The organism is Helicobacter pylori (assembly GCF_014496485.1).
Classification (GTDB): Bacteria; Campylobacterota; Campylobacteria; order Campylobacterales; family Helicobacteraceae; genus Helicobacter; species Helicobacter pylori_DD.
In genome coordinates, this window is record NZ_JACTAX010000003.1 from 135556 (window position 1) to 152702 (window position 17147).

Annotated in this window: 18 protein-coding genes and 1 tRNA gene; 7 read left to right on the forward strand and 12 right to left on the reverse strand. The window is 39.3% G+C overall.

All coding sequences use genetic code 11. From position 1 onward, the window contains the following. Positions 1-87: 87 nt before the first annotated feature. Genes IC572_RS02750 through IC572_RS02775 form a run of 6 tightly spaced genes read right to left on the reverse strand, consistent with a single transcriptional unit; the run spans position 88 to position 6135 of the window. Positions 88-1290, reverse strand: coding sequence for a murein hydrolase activator EnvC family protein (locus IC572_RS02750; protein WP_187854988.1), 1203 nt, complete (start codon positions 1288-1290; stop codon positions 88-90). Further along, positions 1283-2089: an FtsX-like permease family protein gene (locus tag IC572_RS02755; RefSeq protein WP_187854989.1), complete on the reverse strand. Its 807-nt coding sequence runs from the start codon at positions 2087-2089 to the stop codon at positions 1283-1285. The genes IC572_RS02750 and IC572_RS02755 overlap by 8 nt, the downstream gene beginning before the upstream one ends. Next, positions 2076-2747 (reverse strand): ABC transporter ATP-binding protein, encoded by a 672-nt coding sequence (locus IC572_RS02760; protein WP_001934524.1) that lies wholly within the window; start codon positions 2745-2747, stop codon positions 2076-2078. Before IC572_RS02760 ends, IC572_RS02755 begins: the two co-directional genes overlap by 14 nt. Further along, complete coding sequence (gene trmB, locus IC572_RS02765) at positions 2744-3925, reverse strand: tRNA (guanosine(46)-N7)-methyltransferase TrmB (protein WP_187854990.1); 1182 nt, start codon at positions 3923-3925, stop codon at positions 2744-2746. The genes IC572_RS02760 and trmB overlap by 4 nt, the downstream gene beginning before the upstream one ends. Positions 3926-3935: 10 nt before the next feature. Next, positions 3936-5189 (reverse strand): fibronectin type III domain-containing protein, encoded by a 1254-nt coding sequence (locus tag IC572_RS02770; protein ID WP_187855030.1) that lies wholly within the window; start codon positions 5187-5189, stop codon positions 3936-3938. Continuing rightward, on the reverse strand, positions 5152-6135 hold the full coding sequence (locus tag IC572_RS02775) for an RluA family pseudouridine synthase (protein WP_187854991.1): 984 nt from the start codon (positions 6133-6135) through the stop codon (positions 5152-5154). Before IC572_RS02775 ends, IC572_RS02770 begins: the two co-directional genes overlap by 38 nt. 133 nt (positions 6136-6268) lie before the next feature. Here IC572_RS02775 and IC572_RS07900 point away from each other — a divergent pair, with 133 nt between their 5' ends. From IC572_RS07900 to IC572_RS02795, 4 genes are all read left to right on the forward strand, one after another. After that, entirely contained in the window at positions 6269-6727 is a 459-nt protein-coding gene (locus IC572_RS07900) for a GTPase (RefSeq protein WP_187854992.1), read from the forward strand. 137 nt (positions 6728-6864) lie between these two features. Beyond that, positions 6865-7482 (forward strand): hypothetical protein, encoded by a 618-nt coding sequence (locus tag IC572_RS02785; RefSeq protein WP_415751472.1) that lies wholly within the window; start codon positions 6865-6867, stop codon positions 7480-7482. Positions 7483-7504: 22 nt separating this feature from the next. Continuing rightward, complete coding sequence (locus IC572_RS02790; RefSeq protein WP_187855032.1) at positions 7505-8650, forward strand: FtsW/RodA/SpoVE family cell cycle protein; 1146 nt, start codon at positions 7505-7507, stop codon at positions 8648-8650. Beyond that, positions 8612-8688 (forward strand) — tRNA-Ile (locus IC572_RS02795). Before IC572_RS02790 ends, IC572_RS02795 begins: the two co-directional genes overlap by 39 nt. Before the next feature lie 26 nt (positions 8689-8714). Here IC572_RS02795 and IC572_RS02800 read toward each other — a convergent pair. The 6 genes from IC572_RS02800 to IC572_RS02825 all read right to left on the reverse strand — a co-directional run bounded on the left by IC572_RS02800 (position 8715) and on the right by IC572_RS02825 (position 14022). Continuing rightward, positions 8715-9671 carry a ribose-phosphate pyrophosphokinase gene (locus tag IC572_RS02800; protein ID WP_000647424.1) on the reverse strand — a complete coding sequence of 319 codons (957 nt, stop codon included), beginning with the start codon at positions 9669-9671 and terminating at the stop codon, positions 8715-8717. Between the two features lie 64 nt (positions 9672-9735). Next, positions 9736-10221 (reverse strand): HIT family protein, encoded by a 486-nt coding sequence (locus IC572_RS02805; RefSeq protein ID WP_187854993.1) that lies wholly within the window; start codon positions 10219-10221, stop codon positions 9736-9738. A 9-nt stretch (positions 10222-10230) separates the two neighbouring features. Beyond that, positions 10231-11712, reverse strand: coding sequence for a Mur ligase family protein (locus tag IC572_RS02810; RefSeq protein WP_187854994.1), 1482 nt, complete (start codon positions 11710-11712; stop codon positions 10231-10233). Further along, positions 11699-12424 carry a lipase EstV gene (gene estV / locus IC572_RS02815; protein ID WP_187854995.1) on the reverse strand — a complete coding sequence of 242 codons (726 nt, stop codon included), beginning with the start codon at positions 12422-12424 and terminating at the stop codon, positions 11699-11701. Before estV ends, IC572_RS02810 begins: the two co-directional genes overlap by 14 nt. After that, positions 12425-13468 (reverse strand): D-alanine--D-alanine ligase, encoded by a 1044-nt coding sequence (locus IC572_RS02820; protein WP_187855033.1) that lies wholly within the window; start codon positions 13466-13468, stop codon positions 12425-12427. Positions 13469-13545: 77 nt separating this feature from the next. After that, positions 13546-14022 (reverse strand): phosphatidylglycerophosphatase A family protein, encoded by a 477-nt coding sequence (locus IC572_RS02825; protein ID WP_187854996.1) that lies wholly within the window; start codon positions 14020-14022, stop codon positions 13546-13548. Positions 14023-14168: 146 nt separating this feature from the next. Between IC572_RS02825 and IC572_RS02830 the strand changes: the two genes are divergently transcribed. The 3 genes from IC572_RS02830 to rimO are packed head-to-tail and all read left to right on the forward strand — an operon-like array spanning position 14169 to position 17069. Beyond that, positions 14169-15278: a pyridoxal-phosphate-dependent aminotransferase family protein gene (locus IC572_RS02830; RefSeq protein WP_187854997.1), complete on the forward strand. Its 1110-nt coding sequence runs from the start codon at positions 14169-14171 to the stop codon at positions 15276-15278. 8 nt (positions 15279-15286) lie between these two features. After that, positions 15287-15748 (forward strand): phosphoribosyltransferase, encoded by a 462-nt coding sequence (locus IC572_RS02835; protein WP_187854998.1) that lies wholly within the window; start codon positions 15287-15289, stop codon positions 15746-15748. Position 15749: 1 nt separating this feature from the next. Then, positions 15750-17069: a 30S ribosomal protein S12 methylthiotransferase RimO gene (rimO, locus tag IC572_RS02840; protein ID WP_187854999.1), complete on the forward strand. Its 1320-nt coding sequence runs from the start codon at positions 15750-15752 to the stop codon at positions 17067-17069. Positions 17070-17147 lie beyond the last annotated feature (78 nt).

Here is a 17147-nt window from a genome sequence, read left to right on the forward strand (position 1 = left end):
ACCTCCAAATTTTTCCATGCCTAATAAATGTAACTATTTCTTTGTTTGTTAAATTCTTTAGCTAATATCGGCAAAAAGACGATTTGTTTAATTGCGCACGATGAGTTCTAAGGGGTTGATGTGTTTTTCTTTCATGGTTACTTCAAAACCCAAGCGTTGCTCAATGCGCCCTAAAACATAGCCTTTTTGGATCCGCATGCCGCTTTTAATGGTGGGGGCGATTTTATCCAATTGGGAATAAATCGTGCGGATGCCGTTTTTATGCTCAATGATAACGACTTTTTTAAGCATGTTGATTTCTTTAGCGAACACGATTTTTCCGTCCAAAACATTACGCACCAAAGCGTTTGGGGTTTTTGACACTAGCGTGATAGACTCGCTAAAAATTTTTAAATTATAAACCGGATCAATATAGGGGCCAAATTTTTGCACCACTTCATAATCGTTCAAAGGGGCGATCGTTTTTGGCCCGTTATAGCTCGTGGTGTTGATATTTTGATAAGAGCTCGCTACTTGTTTGACTTCTAAGGCTTGAGAAGATTTTTTCAAACTGACCCTCTCTTCATTTTCTCTATTTTGTTTGATGATATTCAAGCGTTTTAAAAGAGCGTTTAAGTTCTGGCGCTCTTTTTCTAAAAGGGTTAGTCGTTGGTTATAGATCGCATAATCTTTTTGCATGCTCAAAATGAGCTTATTTTGTTCGGTTTGCAAGGATTTTAAGGTTACTTCACGAGTTTTTTGCTCATCTATGATAGAGGAGATTTTTTGAATGCTGCTTTTGACTTTTAAAGCTTGCGTACTGAGTTCCTTTTCTTCTTGGCTTAGTTGCGACATTTTAGACAGAGTGCTTTGGTGCAAGTTTTCAAACGCCACTTGCAAAATCACATCATTAGAAGAGGCTAAATTCTGCCCCTTTAAGGCTTGTGAAAAAAGAAAATCCTCTAAAAGCGTATCAAACACCCTCTTTTGTAAAAATGATCGTTGTTTTTGCAAATGATCTAAAGACTTGCGGTAGTTGGTTAGGACTTTTTCTTGCGCCAAACTTTCGTTACGATTTTTTTCAAGACTCTTTTTTAAGGCGGCCATTTGGCGCTCCATCTCAGCTTTTTGAAGCTCTTTAGAGCGGATCGCTTCGCCTAAAGAACTCAAACGGCTGTTTAGTTGGTTTTTTTCTTCATGGGTTTTTTTCAAAAGGGTTTCTTTATGTTGAATATCTTTAGCAATATCGCTCACTTTTTGCGTGTTAGCTGATAGTAAGGTGGCTAACAAAAACACCCCTAATTTATACATGTCTAGTCCTCCAAGCTACAAGTAAAACAGAAACAAATGAGACCACAAGGCTAAAAAGCAGTCCCCATAAAAAATGGTTTAAAACAAACATGCCTCCTATAATACCCAAAGTATCCATTGTTTTTTCAAAACCTTTTTGCGAAGTGATATAGAGCATGAACATGGGAGCTAAAAAGCTAGCGATTAGAGAATCCATTAAAGCTATTTTATACAAAAACCCGTTTTTAAAAGACACCGAAGCCCCTAATAAATCCATGATCTCTAACCTCTCATGGTATTGATAGATCCAGATGCGGACTTGCTTGAACATCAATAAAACCGATAAAACAAAGACCACTAACGCAAAGATATAGACCGCTGCTTTAATAAAACTCAAGAGATCATACACTTGCATGTAAGTTTTGGCAAAGACTTCAACTTTTTGAACGCCAGGGATTTTGAGCAATTTTTCTTTAATGTTTTCTAAACGCTCTTGAGTGGGGAATGTGGAAAGTTGTAAAGAATAAAAAAAGGGTAAATTTTTCCTTAATTCCTTAAGCCCGTCTGTGCCTAAAGTTTTTTGAAGAGGTTCTAAAGAATAATTAGGATCAATCTCTTTTAACGCCGTGATTTCGCTAAAATTTTGACGCAACAATTCCAAGCCTAATTTTTGCGTGCTGGCCAACACGACTGCATAATCTTCAATCAATTTTTTTTCTTTTTGCGCGATCGCTTGATTGATAAACAACACGCATTCCAAGCTAAACAATAACGCCACTAGGGGAATGATAAAGGCTAAATGCTTTTTAAGAGTATTCATAAACTTCCCCCTCTTCTATATAGAATTTTCGGTGATAAGCGCTAAAATTTTTAGGGAATTTGTGCGTAACCACCACGATCGTAGCGTTTAATTGCGTGTTCATGCCTCTTAATAGGCTCCAGATTTTATCGCTGGAATAATCGTCTAAATTCCCGGTAGGTTCATCGGCTAAAATGAGTTCAGGGCAGTTCGCCATAGCCCTAGCCATAGCCACTCGCTGTTGTTCGCCCCCACTGAGTTCTTTGGGGTAGCGGTTAGCCTTATGGCGTAAATCAATATGCCCTAAAAGTTTTTCTAGCTGCAAGTGGCATTCTTCTTTTTTGATCCCACAAATCACCATAGGCAGTTTGATGTTTTGCTCAATCGTGTAATCTTGGATCAATTTATAGTCTTGGAAAACCACGCCAATATTTTTACGCAAATCTAAAATCGTCGCTTTTGAAGCGTTATTCATGTTGGTATTGCAAACTTCTAATTTACCGCTAAAAACCTTCAAATCCCCATAAAACGAACGCAAAAGCGTGCTTTTACCGCTCCCGCTAGGCCCTGAAATGAACACGAAGTCTTTTCGTTTGATGCGTAAATTGGCATGTTTAATGACCGGCTCGTTTTGCTGGTATTGTAAGCATAAATTATTCGCTGCGATGATCACACTCATCCAATTCCCTTTTGGCTTAGGATATTTTGAAGCAAAAGATGCGCTTTGTGGTTGTTTAAGGTTTTTAAGGGGCTTTTATTGAGGTAAAAAATCTGATTTTCTGCCAATAAAACAAACAAACGCACAGGCCAATCAAAATCCCCCATACTCAATTCCACTAAAAAATCCCCCTTATTTTCATAAATATTACAAACATGCACAAAATACCCTTCTTTGATGATTTTTGGGGTTTTTAAAATTGCTCCAACGCTTTCTTTATCAATCGTTATTGTATCAAAAGAAAAATCCAATGCATGGTTTTGAGTAGGGTTTTCATCCAATCCTAAAGAATAAATTCTTAAATCATAAATATCTTTTTTGAGTTTATTCCAACGCGCTTCATACTTGCTGATAACCGGGATTTGAGCGTTTTTTTTGATTTCTACCTCGCATTGAAAGTTTTTTAGGGCTAATTTCAAGCTGTCTTCAAAATAAAGGCTATCATCGGTGCGTAATTCCAAAAACCCTTTAGGCTTTAAAACCCTTAAAGCTTCGTTTAAAAACTTTTCGCTTAGCACACGGCGGTGTTTTTTTTCATTCCATGGCACAGGGAAATGCACAAAAATTTTCTCGCACTTATAATTTGGCATGCTCTCTAAAATCAAACGGCCATCGCCTTGCAAAATGTGCAGATTTTTTAAATCCAACAATTCAATTTGCTTTAACGCTTGCGCGATAGAGGGGGTGTGGATCTCTATCCCTAAACATGTTTTAGTGGGGTTGTTTTTGGCTAATTCTATCAAATGCCTCCCGCTCCCAAAACCAATTTCGGCTAAAATAGGGGCTTGATTTTTTTGGATAAAGTCTTCAAAAGCCTCTAAATCAAGGGCTTTTTTTTGGCTCGCATGTTTAGAATTTTCTTGCAAATTATGCGAAATGACTTCAAAAGATTGCGAATAAATCCTTAAAGCTTGTTTTAAAATCTCTCTTTTTAAGGGCGTCGCTTTTTCGCTTTTAATCAAAAAATCACTCGCTCGCCGGATTTTTTGCAATAAAAAAATGCGATCCTTAAAACTCGCATACACACAGCTTTTAGTGGGGTGTTTTAAGCTTAAAAATTCCTTATGAAAACAAAAATCCCCATTTGTTATTGGGTATTCTAAAGGTTTAAAATCCAGCTTGGCTAAAAAATGGGGCATTAAAACCCTTTTAGCGCTCTAAAAACAAACGCACTTCTTTGCTGGGGTGCGACTCTAAACCATCTTTATCCACGCTCACCACTTGATAGCGGTAAGCCACGCCCACTTTCATGTCTTTATCCACGAATTGGTTTTTGGTGATATTCCCAAAACGCAAAGGGGTTTTAGAATTGGCTTCAAAACGATACACCGCATAGGTGGCTATTTTAGCGCTTGGGTTATTTTCCCATTGGATAAAGGCTGAAGAATCTTGAATAGTCCCTTTAGTGATGATAGGGGCTTCGGGTCTGTCAGCGGTCTCACCCATGGCAGGCTCTTTGGGTAACGCCCCTTCAAGATGCGTTTTATCAAGGGCGACGACTTTATAATAACGAGTGAGATTGTCTTTTTCTATTTTATCCACATAGGAAGTGTTGGTGGTTTGAGCGATGAATTTGTATTTGTCGTTGCGGTTATTGGAAGCGTAAATGCGATAAGCTATCACATCTTCTTCTGGGGATTTATCCCAACTCAATTCAATGTGTCGTGTGAGATTTTGGCTCACTCTAACATTAGCGATTTCTTTGGGTAAATCTTTGGTTTTCCCCTCCACTATGACGCTAGGTCTGGATTTATCCCCCATGAAATTTTCAGCAATGACTCGGTAGCGGTATTTTTTCCCATCTTCTAGATCCTTATCCTTGTCAAAATACTCCACAAACAAGCGGTTTTTTACAGCCCCTACATTTAAAAATTTGCCGTCTTTATTCTGCCTTTGAATGATGTATTTAGAAACGCTGGGATTTGGGTGCGGGCTCCAAAAGACTTTCACGCTTTTAGGGTATTCAAGGCTTGCGAACACGCTTTCTACAGGATTGATAAAAGAGGTTTTTACTAGAATGGGGTCTGAAAGGTTAGAGATTTTATCGCCCTTGTAAGTGGCGATCTGGTAAGTGTAAGAACTCTCTGTTTCTAACCCCTCATCATAATAGTGGGTCGCATAAGGGTTTTTAATGGTGGCGATTCGTTTAAGCTTAGAGTCTTTTTTCAAACGATACAAAATAAACCCATCAATGTCATAAGTATCAGCGATTTTAGGCCATTCAAAGCCCACTGAACTCACATCGTTAATGGTTTTAACAGAATGGACTACCGGGAGCTTATCGTCTGTATTTTCTTGATTACTAAGGGCTGAAAAAGTATGATTCCTGGTAGAAGAACACCCTATAAAAACCGCTAATACCACACTACTTTGCAATAAAAGCGTGAAGTATTTTTTCTTCATCCAAGACCTCATCTAAATTCTCCTTGTCAAAAACTTTTTTAAGGTATTCTAACATATCCTTTAATAGGGGAACTTTAAAGCGCAGTTTCTGCTCGCTTCTAGGGTGTTTGAACTCTATCAAATAGGCATGCAGCATGATCCTTATCTCTTCTTTAAAAAGCGCCCCATTAAGCCCGTAAAGATTATCGCCTATGATGTGTCTGTTCAAATATTCTAAATGCGCTCTGATTTGGTGCGTGCGCCCGGTGAATAGTTTAGCCCCTATCAAATCCATGCCATTTTGAGAAGTCAGCAAGCTAGTAAATTCGCTTTTAGAATAACGGCTTTTTTCTTTTTTGGCCGTTTTGAGTGCTATCATTTTTAAGCGGTTATTAGGGTTTCTTGTCAAATAGCATTCCACGCTCATTTTTTCTTCTTTTAAGGGCGTTGAAAGCAAGGCGATATAATAGCGCCCCATCATTTTAGTTTTGAGTTGCTCGCTCAAATGAACATGGGTAAAATTGTTTTTAGCGATGACAATCCCTCCGCTCGTGTCCTTATCCAAACGATGCACAATCCCATAGCGCTCTTTTAAGCCAAGATTAGAAAGCTCGTAATTTTGAGATTTTAACCAATCCACTAAAGTAGGCTCTTTCACGCTTGGGGCTTTATGGACGACTAGATTAGGGGGCTTATTCAACACCAATAAGTCTTCATCTTCAAAAATGACTTCTACTTCTAAATCAAGCTCTCTTTTTAAGGGTTTGGGCGCGATTTTGGGCGTTAAAAGCGTGATTTCATCGCCCTCTTTTAAGGCTAGCCCCCCTTTTTTGACCTCCTTTTTTTGACAAAACACTAACCTCTCTTTAATCAAATTCAATACTTGGTTTTTAGAAATTTGCAATTCTTTGGCTAAAAATTCATCAATGCGTTTGTAATGGGTAGGGGCAATGAAAACTTTTTGCATTCAAACTCTTTTTTGCTTTTTTAAAAACCATTATTTTACTCAAAACCTTAAAAAAATCCTATTTCATTATTTGAATACGCTATAATCGGTGCGACAACATTTTGTGGCTCAAATCATTTTTAAAGGGGTTCTAATGGAACATAACGGGCATGATAAACTGAACGGCATTTTGCGTGGTTTTTTAGGCGACGCATTCACGCTTGATGGGAAAGAGGGAGGATTGAACATGAGCAAGATGCTTGAATCTATCAAAAAGGAAAAACCCAAGATGAACGTTTTGCTCATGGGGGGTACTGGGGTGGGTAAAAGCTCGCTCATTAACGCTCTATTTGGTAAAGAAATCGCTAAAGTAGGCGTAGGAAAGCCCATCACTCAGCATCTTGAAAAATACATTGATGAAGAAAAAGGCTTAATTTTGTGGGACACTAAAGGCATTGAAGATAAAGATTACCACGACACCATGCAAAGCATTAAAAAAGAAATGGAAGATTCTTTTAAAACGCTTGATGAAAAAGAAGCCATTGATGTGGCGTATTTGTGCGTTAAAGAGACTTCTGGTAGGATTCAAGAGAGAGAGAGAGAGAGTTATTAAGCTTCGCTAAAGATTGGAATATCCCAACGATTGTCGTTTTCACAAACACTCAAGAAAAAGCCGGCGAGGCGTTTGTCCAAGAAACTAAAGAGATCATAGGCGAAGAATGGGGGTTTAAAGGTTTTGTCAGAGCCTATGTGAGGGTCAATTCCGTTGCGTTTTCATTTAGAGGTATTGAAGTCCCCATTGAAGGTTTAGAAGAATTGGTAGATGAAACGAAAAAATGCTTGATAGAAGCTAGGAAAAACAAACAAAACCATTTCTTACTGATTCAAAAAGCTAATATCCAAGCAAGAAAACAGGCCATGATAGAGGAATGTAAAACCATTATCCATGTTGCATCAGGCGCTGCAGGAGGGGCTGGGCTTATCCCCATACCCTTTAGCGATGCGTTCGCTATCGCGCCCATTCAAGCAGGGATGATTTATAAAATGAATGACGCTTTTGGAATGGATTTGGATAAATCTGTGGGCGCGAGTTTGATCACAGGATTGTTAGGCGTAACCGCTGTCGCGCAAGTGGGGAGAACGCTCGTTAATGGTTTCCTTAAATTCATTCCTGTTGTGGGGAGTGTTGCAGGGGGCGCAACCGCTGTGGTTATCACAGAAGGCATTGGGTTTGCTTATTTGAAAGTGTTAGAAAAATGCTTTAATGATGAGACGGGCGAAGTCAAATTGCCTGCAGTTGATGTGATAACATCCTTTTTCAAGGAGAATTATCTCAATTTGGATACAATCAAAAAATTAAAATCATAAGATCAGGGGTTATGAAAAACGCATGGCATTAGACAAAAGGATTTGGATGCATTTTGATCTTTTGCCTTTTGTGTTTATTATTCCCTTGTTGGTGGTTTCTTTTTTATTGATTTTTGAGAGCAGCGCGGTTTTGAGCTTGAAGCAAGGGGTTTATTATGCGATAGGGTTTCTTCTCTTTTGGATCGTGTTTTTTATCCCTTTCAGGAAGCTCGATCGGTGGCTCTTTGTGTTTTATTGGGCGTGCGTGATTTTATTAGCGTTAGTGGATTTTATGGGTTCTAGCAAGCTTGGGGCACAACGATGGCTAGTCATTCCCTTTACTTCTATCACTCTACAGCCCAGCGAACCCGTGAAAATCGCCATTCTTTTATTGTTGGCGCATTTGATTAAAATCAACCCGCCTCCTTTTAAAGGCTATGATTGGGGCATGTTTTTAAAGCTCAGTTTTTACATTTGCTTACCGGCGGCTTTGATTTTAAAGCAGCCCGATTTAGGCACGGCTCTTATTGTGCTCATCATGGGTTTTGGGATTTTACTTATCGTGGGTTTAAGGACTAGGGTGTGGCTCCCTCTTTTTGCCGCTCTTTTAGTGGCTTCGCCTATCGCTTATCATTTTTTACACGATTACCAAAAAAAGCGCATCGCAGACTTCCTTTCTGAAAAGCCTAATTACCATGTCATGCAATCCATTATCGCCATAGGATCGGGCGGGTTTTTAGGCAAATCCAAAGAAGCCTCCACCCAAACCAAATTCAAATTCTTGCCTATCGCAACGAGCGATTTTATTTTCGCCTACTTCGTGGAGCGTTTCGGGTTTTTAGGGGCTATATTGCTTTTTGCGATTTATATAGGCTTGAGTTTGCATTTATTTTTTTATCTGTTTGAGAGCAACAGCGATTGGTTTTTAAAGATTGTAGCCCTTGGGATTTCTATTTTAATCTTTGTTTATTCCAGCGTGAATATCGCCATGACTTTAGGGTTAGCCCCTGTGGTGGGGATTCCCTTGCCTTTATTCAGCTATGGGGGGAGCAGTTTTATCACTTTTATGATCCTGTTTGCAATCCTAGAAAACCTGCTTGCTTTTCGCTATATTTTTGGATACAATAGCAAACCATCCTTTGGGAATTTTGGATTCTTAGCTCAGCTGGTCAGAGCGCTCGGCTCATAACCGATTGGTCGTAGGTTCAAGTCCTACAGAATCCACCACTCCCGCTTTTCTTTTATCCCCTTTTTTAAGTGAAAAGCGATTGGACGCTTTCGTTATGATAAATCCTTCTGATCACTTCCGCAAATAAGGACGCTACGCTTAAGGTGGTGATTTTATCGCATTTTTGAACTAAAGGGATAGAGTTAGTTACCACCACTTCATCTAACGCGCTTTCTTTAATGCGCTTGATCGCATTCCCGCTCAAAACCGCATGCGTGCCTAACGCCATGACAGAAGTCGCCCCTTGTTCTTTTAAGGCTAAAGCGGCTTTACAGATCGTGCCTGCAGTATCAATCATATCATCCACTAAAATCACATCGCGCTCCTTGGCTGAGCCGATAATATTCATCACTTCGCTTTCATTAGCTTTTTCACGGCGCTTATCCACGATGATTAAATCTAAGCCCATTTGATTGGCAAAATACCTGGCTCTTGTAACCCCACCCACATCAGGGCTAGCGATCACAGGATTTTTTAACGCTTTAGAGCGGATATAGTCTCTAAAAACGATAGATCCGTATAAATTATCCACTGGCACATCAAAAAAGCCTTGGATTTGCCCGGCATGCAAATCCATTGTAATGATCCTTTCAATCCCCACTTCTTGCATCAAATTAGCGACCATTTTAGCCGTGATAGGCACTCGTGGAGCCGCTTTTCTGTCCTGTCTGGCATAGCCAAAATACGGCAACACCGCTGTGATAGAATTGGCCGAACTGCGCCTTAAAGCATCTACCATGACTAACAATTCCATTAGATTGTCATTGACCGGCACGCAAGTGGGCTGGATAATAAAAATATCCTTACCGCGCACCGATTCGCTGATTTGGATATTGATTTCGCCATCGCTGAATTTGCCTATCACCGCTTTGGATAAGGGAAAGCCTAAATGCTTTGACACTTCTTTGCCAAATGCAGGGTGAGCGCTCCCTGAAAAAATCTTAAACCCACGCATCTTTGCCTTAAACCCACGCGCCTTCATCGCTTACACTCCCTAAAATGAATTAAAATCAATTGTAGCGCACCCAAACTAAAAGCGTTTGTTTTCAATGAAGCTCCTTTTCTAATAAGTTTTTTAACACAAGATAGGTTTCATTAAGATCCATCCCGCACACCCTGGTTTGAGCGATAACGCTCATAAAATTGCTATCGCCTAAAAACCTAGGCACTAAATGCATGTGCAAATGCTCAGGGATCCCTGCTCCGGCGTTTCTGTGCAAATTCAAACCTAAATTGATCCCTTGAGCGCCATAAGCATACAACGCTTTTAACACTTTAGGCGCTAATTTATTCATGTTCAGCCAAGTATTCAGATCTAAAAGTTCAACGCTCGCTTGATGCGCATGAGGGACGATCAACAAATGCCCCGGGTTATAAGGGTAGGCGTTCATCACCACAAAGAGATCGCTATTTCTATAAAGCACTCTGTTTTCTGGATCTTTTGTAGGGTTTTGAGAAATTTCGCAAAAGACACAACTCTTATTTTTCTCTTTCAAATAACTTTCGCGCCAAGGGGCGTATAAATGTTGCATGGTCATTTCCTAAATGTAATTGGGGGCATCATTAGCGAATAAAATCAAATCGCCTTGAATCGTGGTGGCTTGTAAGATATTTTCCAATTGCGCCTTATCCTTGAGTAAGATTTTTTGGGGGGTTTTCAATTTGGAAGCAATCGTTTTGGAATTCAACTCCCCTGTGATGATAGCGACATTAAAAACCTCGTCTATTTTTTGCGCTAAAGCCTCATTACTTTCTGTATTGCTTTCCACCAAACCCGGTGTTACAATGACCTTACGCCCTTGATGCAAGCTCGCCAAACGAATGCCCTCTAACATGCCCTTTAAATTCCCATTAAAGCTATCGTCTATGATGATTTTTTGATTCACTTCCAACAGTTGCAAACGATGGGCAATAGGGTTGAGTTCCAAAACAAGCCGTTTGATCCTTTCGGTTTCTAATCCTAAATGCTTAGCGATTAAAATAGCTGAAGCGATATTATAAGCGCTAAACTCCCCTAGAACCTTTGTTTCAAAGCTTTCCCAAACGCTATCTATGAGCATTTCAAAAGAAGTGCCTTTTAAAGTGGATTGGATGTTTTTAACCAGGCTAGAAACATCTATTAAGGGGCTATCTTTAAGGGCATAGGGCTTGATTTTTTCCACAGAGTAACAAAAGGCTTTTTCTAAGCGTTTGGAATCCAATAATTCCGCTTTAGTCTCGCAAATATTTTCTAAAGTTTTAAAATATTCTAAATGCTGTTCGCCCACTTCTGCGACCACGGCAAGGTGCGGTTCAATGAGGCGGGTGATTTCTTTAATATCGCCCTTATTCCTTGCCCCGGCTTCAGCGATATAGATTTCACTCTTATCGTCTAAATTCTGGTTAATATCGTTCGCAATGCCTAAAAGGGTATTGACACTTTTGGGGCTTGCATGCATGTTGAATGTGGTTTGTAAGATTTGAAGCAAGAAATTTTTGGTGCTGGTTTTCCCAAAGCTTCCGGTAATGGCGATGACTTTTAAATTCTTTAAAGAGGCGATTTTGTCTTTAGCGGTTTGCAAATACCGCTTGGATAAGACTTTTTCAAAGATTAAAGAAGCGCTTAAAACAAATATAAATAAACACCAATAGCCTAGCGCGAGCGAAATCCCGTTCAAAGGGACTAATTCTGTATTTAAGATTTCATGCAAGATTAAAAAGAGTAACAAGAAAATAAAAAAGCGCTTCACCCTTGGCGTGAAAACTAAAGGCTTGTCGTTGCGTTTGGCCCAAACAATGAGCATGGGCATTTGAATCACGCCGCAAAAGAAATCAAAAACAAACGGCATTTTGAAAGCATACGATAGGATAAACACCCCTAAAGGCAATAAAAAATAAATCCCATGCCAACGCATTTTGTGGTGTTTGGTTAAGATCCTAAACACGCTGTAATGATACCATTGCAATAAAGTCATTATATAATAGCTAAGCCCTGTTATAAAGAGCCAACGAAACGCTAAATTCAGCCAACTAAGACTTTGCATGATGATAATTCTCCACTAGTTTTTCAATCTCTTTTGCTTGGTTTAAAAAAAAGAAATGATCCCCTTCTAAAACGAATAACGCGCTTCTTTTCAATAAGGTTTGTATTTTTTGAGCGGAGCTTAAGGGGGTTGCTTTATCATCTTTACCCCAAAATAATAAAACTTCCTTCTCGCATCGTTTGAAATGCTCGCTAAAGTCTTCGCTAATCACTTTTTTAAAGGTTTCATACATGACTTGATTAAGCCCCATAGCGTCCTTACTCCTCAAAAACCCTAAATTCAAGCCTAATTTTTTAAAGATTTTAGCTAAAAGGATTTTACAACGCACTTTTAAGGGTTTTGGCTCTAAAATCCCGGCGCTGCTCAATAAAACCATCCGTTCGTTTTCACACAAGATCGCCACTTTCCCTCCAAAGCTATGCCCAAAAACGACATGCGCTTTTTTACCCACGCTTTTTAAGAACAAATTGATGATATTAGCATAATCTTTAGTCTCTAAGACTTTTTCATCGTTAGGGCTTTGATTGAAGCCGGGCAAATCCACATACAAATGGTTGTAATTTAAAAAACAGCCTTGAAACGCTTGTTGCATCACTTCTTTAGAACTCCCCCAACCATGCAAAAACAAGGCGTTTAAAGGGCTATGGTTATCTATAAAAGTGTAGGAAATGTCAAAAACGCTATCCAAATAAGCGATACTGCGTTTGGCCATTTATTTATTCTTTTGGATTTGCAACAAATAAGAGTTTTTGATTTGGATTTTAGGGGTTTTGGGTAATGATTGCGCTAAATTTTCTAGCGTTGTTTTAAAATCATCAAACAAATAATTGGCCAAACTGCCAGGAATGGGGTTGATCTCATTGAGATACACTTCATTTTCTATGACAAAAAAATCGCAACGGATGATCGCGCCATCAAACAAATCGTTATAGAGTTTTTTAAAATTTTCTTTTAATTGTTCTTCTAGAGTGCCAGAAAGATTCGCTTTAGGGGCTTTGGTGCGTGAAAAATCCAAATATTTTTGTTTGAAATCTAAAAATTCCTGTTTGTTAGGCTCTTCAACATAGGAAAAACAAAAATCCTTTTTGATCTTGCAACCGGCTAAATTGTATTCTTTCACGCCCTGAATGAAAGGCTCTATTAAAACTTCTTTAGAATATTCAAACGCGCCATCTAAAGCGTAAATCAATTCTTTTTCTTCTTTCACAACACTCACCCCTAAAGAGCTTCCGGCGTTACTGGGCTTGATTATGAAAGGGAAATTAAACCCAATCAAATCCAAGGCGTTAGCGCGGTTTTTTTCATTCAAAAGAACATAATCTAAAGCCTTTATTCCTAAATCTTTAGCGTAAAGTTTGGTTAAATATTTGTTGTAACTCAGCACGCTCGCTTCAATTCTAGGGCCTATAAAAGCGATACGATAAAATTCTAACAAGCTCGCTAATTTCCCGTCTTCGCCATCGCCCCCATGCACGAGATTGATCACTAAAGGCAATTCTATAATCTTAGCGCCTAAAAACGAGTTTTTAAGCAAGCCATTGTGTGCAAGGGTTAGGGGAGGTAATTTTTTTTCTTTGATTTGAGCGAAGTATTTTGAATGCATGTTGGATTCTTCAATCAAATAAAAATGATGGTTTTCATCTAAAAAAATAAAATATTTAATCCTATCTTTTAACACCCCTTTAAGCGCGATCGCGCTCACAATGCTGATTTCATGCTCAAAACTCGCCCCACCAAATAAAACGCAAAACTCCACGATCAAACTCCCTGAAAACGATTGCAATAAAGTCTATCTATATTTACCTAAAAAAAGGCTTTTGAATTTTCTTAAAATTAAAGTTTAATGTTAAAAAATCCCAAAATATGGATGACTAATAACGTACTCAATCCGGCTAAAACACCCGCTAAAGCGTCATCAGCCACCACCCCTAAACCCCCTTTAACTTCTTTGTCTATCTTGCCAATGAGTGAGGGTTTAGTGATATCATAGATCCTAAAAAAGATAAAACTCAAAACCACGCTCGCTAACGATAACCCGCTAATCGCCATCGCAAGCCACATGCCCACTAGTTCATCTATCACAATGTAAGAGCTGTCATGCCTCTTAGTCTCTTCTTCTTCCTTATCTATTTGAGTGATAGCGATAAGCCCAATGAAAATCGCCCCTAAAAACAAAGTGTTAGCCGAAAAAATCAAAATAGGTAAGCCTAGTAACAACGCTACTAAACTCCCTATCGTTCCAGGAGCCTTTTTAGAATACCCACTAAAAAAAAGGGTTAAAAAACATGCGCGAAGATTAAATTTATCCAATCATTGCCTTAAATTCTTTTTAAACCATGGCATTTTAGCATTTTATTTGCATTAAAAAGCGATTTTCTTAAACAATAAGGCTTAATTTTAAGCGCGTTTTAGTATGATAACTTTTAAATTCTCTCAAAAATTAAAGGTTAATTTTAATGTTGCTTTTCACTCCAGGCCCTGTAGCCATTAATGAAGAGATGCGCTCAAGCTTTTCTCAGCCAATGCCCCACCACCGCACCAAAGATTTTGAAAAGATTTTCCAAAGCGTGCGAGAAAATTTAAAAAAAATGACCGGTTTAGAAGAAGTTTTGCTTTTAAGCAGCAGCGGGACAGGGGCTATGGAAGCGAGTGTGATTTCCTTATGTCAAAAAGAGTTGCTGTTTGTTAATGCGGGCAAGTTTGGCGAAAGGTTTGGCAAGATCGCTAAAGCCCATTTTATCAAAGCCCATGAATTAATCTATGAATGGGACACACCGGCTCAAGTGGATGGAATATTAAACGCGCTTGAAGCCAACCCTAACATTGATGCGTTTTGCATTCAAGCATGCGAGTCCAGTGGGGGGTTACGACACCCTGTAGAAAATATCGCTCAAGCCATTAAAGAAACTAATCCGAATGTTTTTGTGATTGTAGATGCGATCACCGCTTTAGGGGTTGAGCCTTTAGAAATAACGCATGTTGATGCGCTCATTGGGGGGAGTCAAAAAGCGTTCATGCTACCCCCTGCGATGAGCCTAGTCGCATTGAGCCAGAATGCAATTGAACGCATAGAAGAACGCAATACAGGGTTTTATTTCAATTTGAAGAGCGAATTGAAAAACCAAAGAAACAACACCACAAGCTACACCGCTCCTATTTTACACACTTTAGGGTTGCAGCGCTATTTTGAATTGGTGCAAAATTTAGGGGGCTTTGAAGTACTCTATCAAGAGACTAAACGAGTTGCTTTAGCCACTCAAAAAGCCGTTTTAGCGCTCGGTTTAAAGATTTTCCCTAAAAGCCCAAGCTTGAGCATGACAACGATTGTTAGTGAGCATGCCAAAGAATTAAAAAACCTTTTGAAAGAAAAATATCAGGTGCAATTTGCGGGCGGTCAAGAGCCTTATAAAGACGCACTCATTCGTATCAACCACATGGGGATCATTCCTGTCTATAAAACCGCCTACGCCTTAAACGCCCTAGAGTTAGCCTTAAACGATTTGGATTTAAGGGAATTTGATGGCGTGGCGAACGCAACTTTTTTGAAGCAATATTACGAAATTTAAGGATCACAATGCATTATTCTTATGAAGCCTTTTTAAAAGACAGCCTGGAATTAGTCAAACAAGTGGAGCGAATTTGCGGTATCCCAGAAGCCCTTGTGTGCGTGATGCGAGGGGGCATGACTTTAGCGCATTTTTTGAGTTTGCACTGGAATTTAAGGGAAGTTTATGGCATCAATGCGATTTCTTATGACACCACCAAGCAACAAAACGCCCTAAAAATTGAAAATATCCCCACGATCAAAGATCATTTAAAAACCATTCTTGTGGTAGATGAAATCGTAGATAGCGGTAATTCTTTAGAAGCGGTGCTTAAAGTGTTGCAAGAAAAACACCCTGATAAAAAGTTTTATAGCGCGAGTTTGTTCCAAAAAACAAGCGCGAAATACAAAGCCGACGCGTTTTTAAAAGACGCTCCTGAATGGATTGATTTCTTTTGGGAAGTGGATTTGAAAAACTTAAAAAGCCATTAACATGCAAATTAAAGAAAACAAACAACTCTGCCTGATCTCATTAGGTTGCTCTAAAAATTTGGTGGATTCAGAGGTGATGTTAGGCAAGCTTTATAATTACACGCTCACTAATGACGCTAAGAGCGCTGATGTGATTTTGATCAACACTTGCGGGTTTATTGAAAGCGCCAAACAAGAGAGTATCCAAACCATTCTCAACGCCGCTAAAGACAAAAAAGAGGGAGCGATTTTGATTGCGAGCGGGTGCTTGAGCGAGCGCTATAAAGATGAAATCAAAGAATTGATCCCTGAAGTGGATATTTTTACCGGCGTGGGGGATTATGACAAGATTGATATAATGATCGCTAAAAAACAAAACCAGTTCAGCGAGCAAGTGTTTTTAAGCGAGCATTATAACGTGCGCATCATCACGGGATCGAGCGTGCATGCTTACGTTAAAATTTCTGAGGGCTGTAATCAAAAATGCTCTTTTTGCGCTATCCCTAGCTTTAAGGGGAAATTGCAAAGCAGGGAATTAGACTCCATTTTAAAAGAAGTGGAGGATCTAGCCCTTAAAGGCTATAAGGATATGACTTTTATCGCTCAAGATTCTAGCTCGTTTTTATACGATAAGGGGCAAAAAGACGGCTTGATCCAGCTCATTAGAGCGATTGACAAGCAACAAGCCTTAAAAAGCGCTCGCATCTTATACCTCTACCCCTCTAGCACCACTTTAGAGCTGATTGGCGCGATTGAAGACTCGCTTATTTTTCAAAATTATTTTGACATGCCCATCCAGCATATCAGCGACTCCATGCTTAAAAAGATGCGGCGTAACTCCAGCCAAGCGCACCATTTAAAGCTTTTAAACGCCATGAAACAGGTTAAAGAAAGCTTTATCAGAAGCACGATCATTGTAGGGCATCCAGAAGAAAATGAGGGCGAATTTGAAGAATTGAGCACGTTTTTAGACGAGTTCCGGTTTGACAGATTGAATATTTTTGCTTTCAGTGCGGAAGAAAACACGCATGCCTATTCTTTAGAGAAAGTGCCTAAAAAAATCATCAACGCCCGCATCAAAGTCTTGAACAAAATCGCTTTAAAACACCAAAACCATTCTTTTAGGGCTTTGTTAAATAAGCCCATTAAGGCGTTAGTGGAAAATAAAGAGGGCGAGTATTTTTACAAAGCAAGGGATTTGAGGTGGGCGCCTGAAGTGGATGGGGAAATCTTAATCAACGACAGCGAACTAACCACCCCTTTACAACCCGGGCATTACACGATTGTGCCTAGCGCGTTTAAAGACAATATCTTACTCGCTAAGGTTTTAAGCCCTTTTTAAAAGTTAGCCATAAGGCTAAAAGCACGCTTTAAGCGTGGCTAGAGCGTGGGGGTTTGCGTTTTTTTTTTTTTTGTTAAA

Bases quoted from the DNA above. Each gene is read 5' to 3' on its own strand.
- IC572_RS02775 (WP_187854991.1), bottom strand. From the start codon at position 6,135: ATGCAAAAAGTTTTCATTGCCCCTACCCATTACAAACGCATTGATGAA.
- IC572_RS02760 (WP_001934524.1), bottom strand. From the start codon at position 2,747: ATGAGTGTGATCATCGCAGCGAATAATTTATGCTTACAATACCAGCAA.
- IC572_RS02805 (WP_187854993.1), bottom strand. From the start codon at position 10,221: ATGCAACATTTATACGCCCCTTGGCGCGAAAGTTATTTGAAAGAGAAA.
- IC572_RS02750 (WP_187854988.1), bottom strand. From the start codon at position 1,290: ATGTATAAATTAGGGGTGTTTTTGTTAGCCACCTTACTATCAGCTAAC.
- IC572_RS02790 (WP_187855032.1), top strand. From the start codon at position 7,505: ATGGCATTAGACAAAAGGATTTGGATGCATTTTGATCTTTTGCCTTTT.
- IC572_RS02770 (WP_187855030.1), bottom strand. From the start codon at position 5,189: ATGAAGAAAAAATACTTCACGCTTTTATTGCAAAGTAGTGTGGTATTA.
- rimO (WP_187854999.1), top strand. From the start codon at position 15,750: ATGCAAATTAAAGAAAACAAACAACTCTGCCTGATCTCATTAGGTTGC.
- IC572_RS02810 (WP_187854994.1), bottom strand. From the start codon at position 11,712: ATGCAAAGTCTTAGTTGGCTGAATTTAGCGTTTCGTTGGCTCTTTATA.
- IC572_RS07900 (WP_187854992.1), top strand. From the start codon at position 6,269: ATGGAACATAACGGGCATGATAAACTGAACGGCATTTTGCGTGGTTTT.
- IC572_RS02800 (WP_000647424.1), bottom strand. From the start codon at position 9,671: ATGAAGGCGCGTGGGTTTAAGGCAAAGATGCGTGGGTTTAAGATTTTT.
- IC572_RS02835 (WP_187854998.1), top strand. From the start codon at position 15,287: ATGCATTATTCTTATGAAGCCTTTTTAAAAGACAGCCTGGAATTAGTC.
- IC572_RS02755 (WP_187854989.1), bottom strand. From the start codon at position 2,089: ATGAATACTCTTAAAAAGCATTTAGCCTTTATCATTCCCCTAGTGGCG.
- IC572_RS02830 (WP_187854997.1), top strand. From the start codon at position 14,169: ATGTTGCTTTTCACTCCAGGCCCTGTAGCCATTAATGAAGAGATGCGC.
- estV (WP_187854995.1), bottom strand. From the start codon at position 12,424: ATGGCCAAACGCAGTATCGCTTATTTGGATAGCGTTTTTGACATTTCC.
- trmB (WP_187854990.1), bottom strand. From the start codon at position 3,925: ATGCCCCATTTTTTAGCCAAGCTGGATTTTAAACCTTTAGAATACCCA.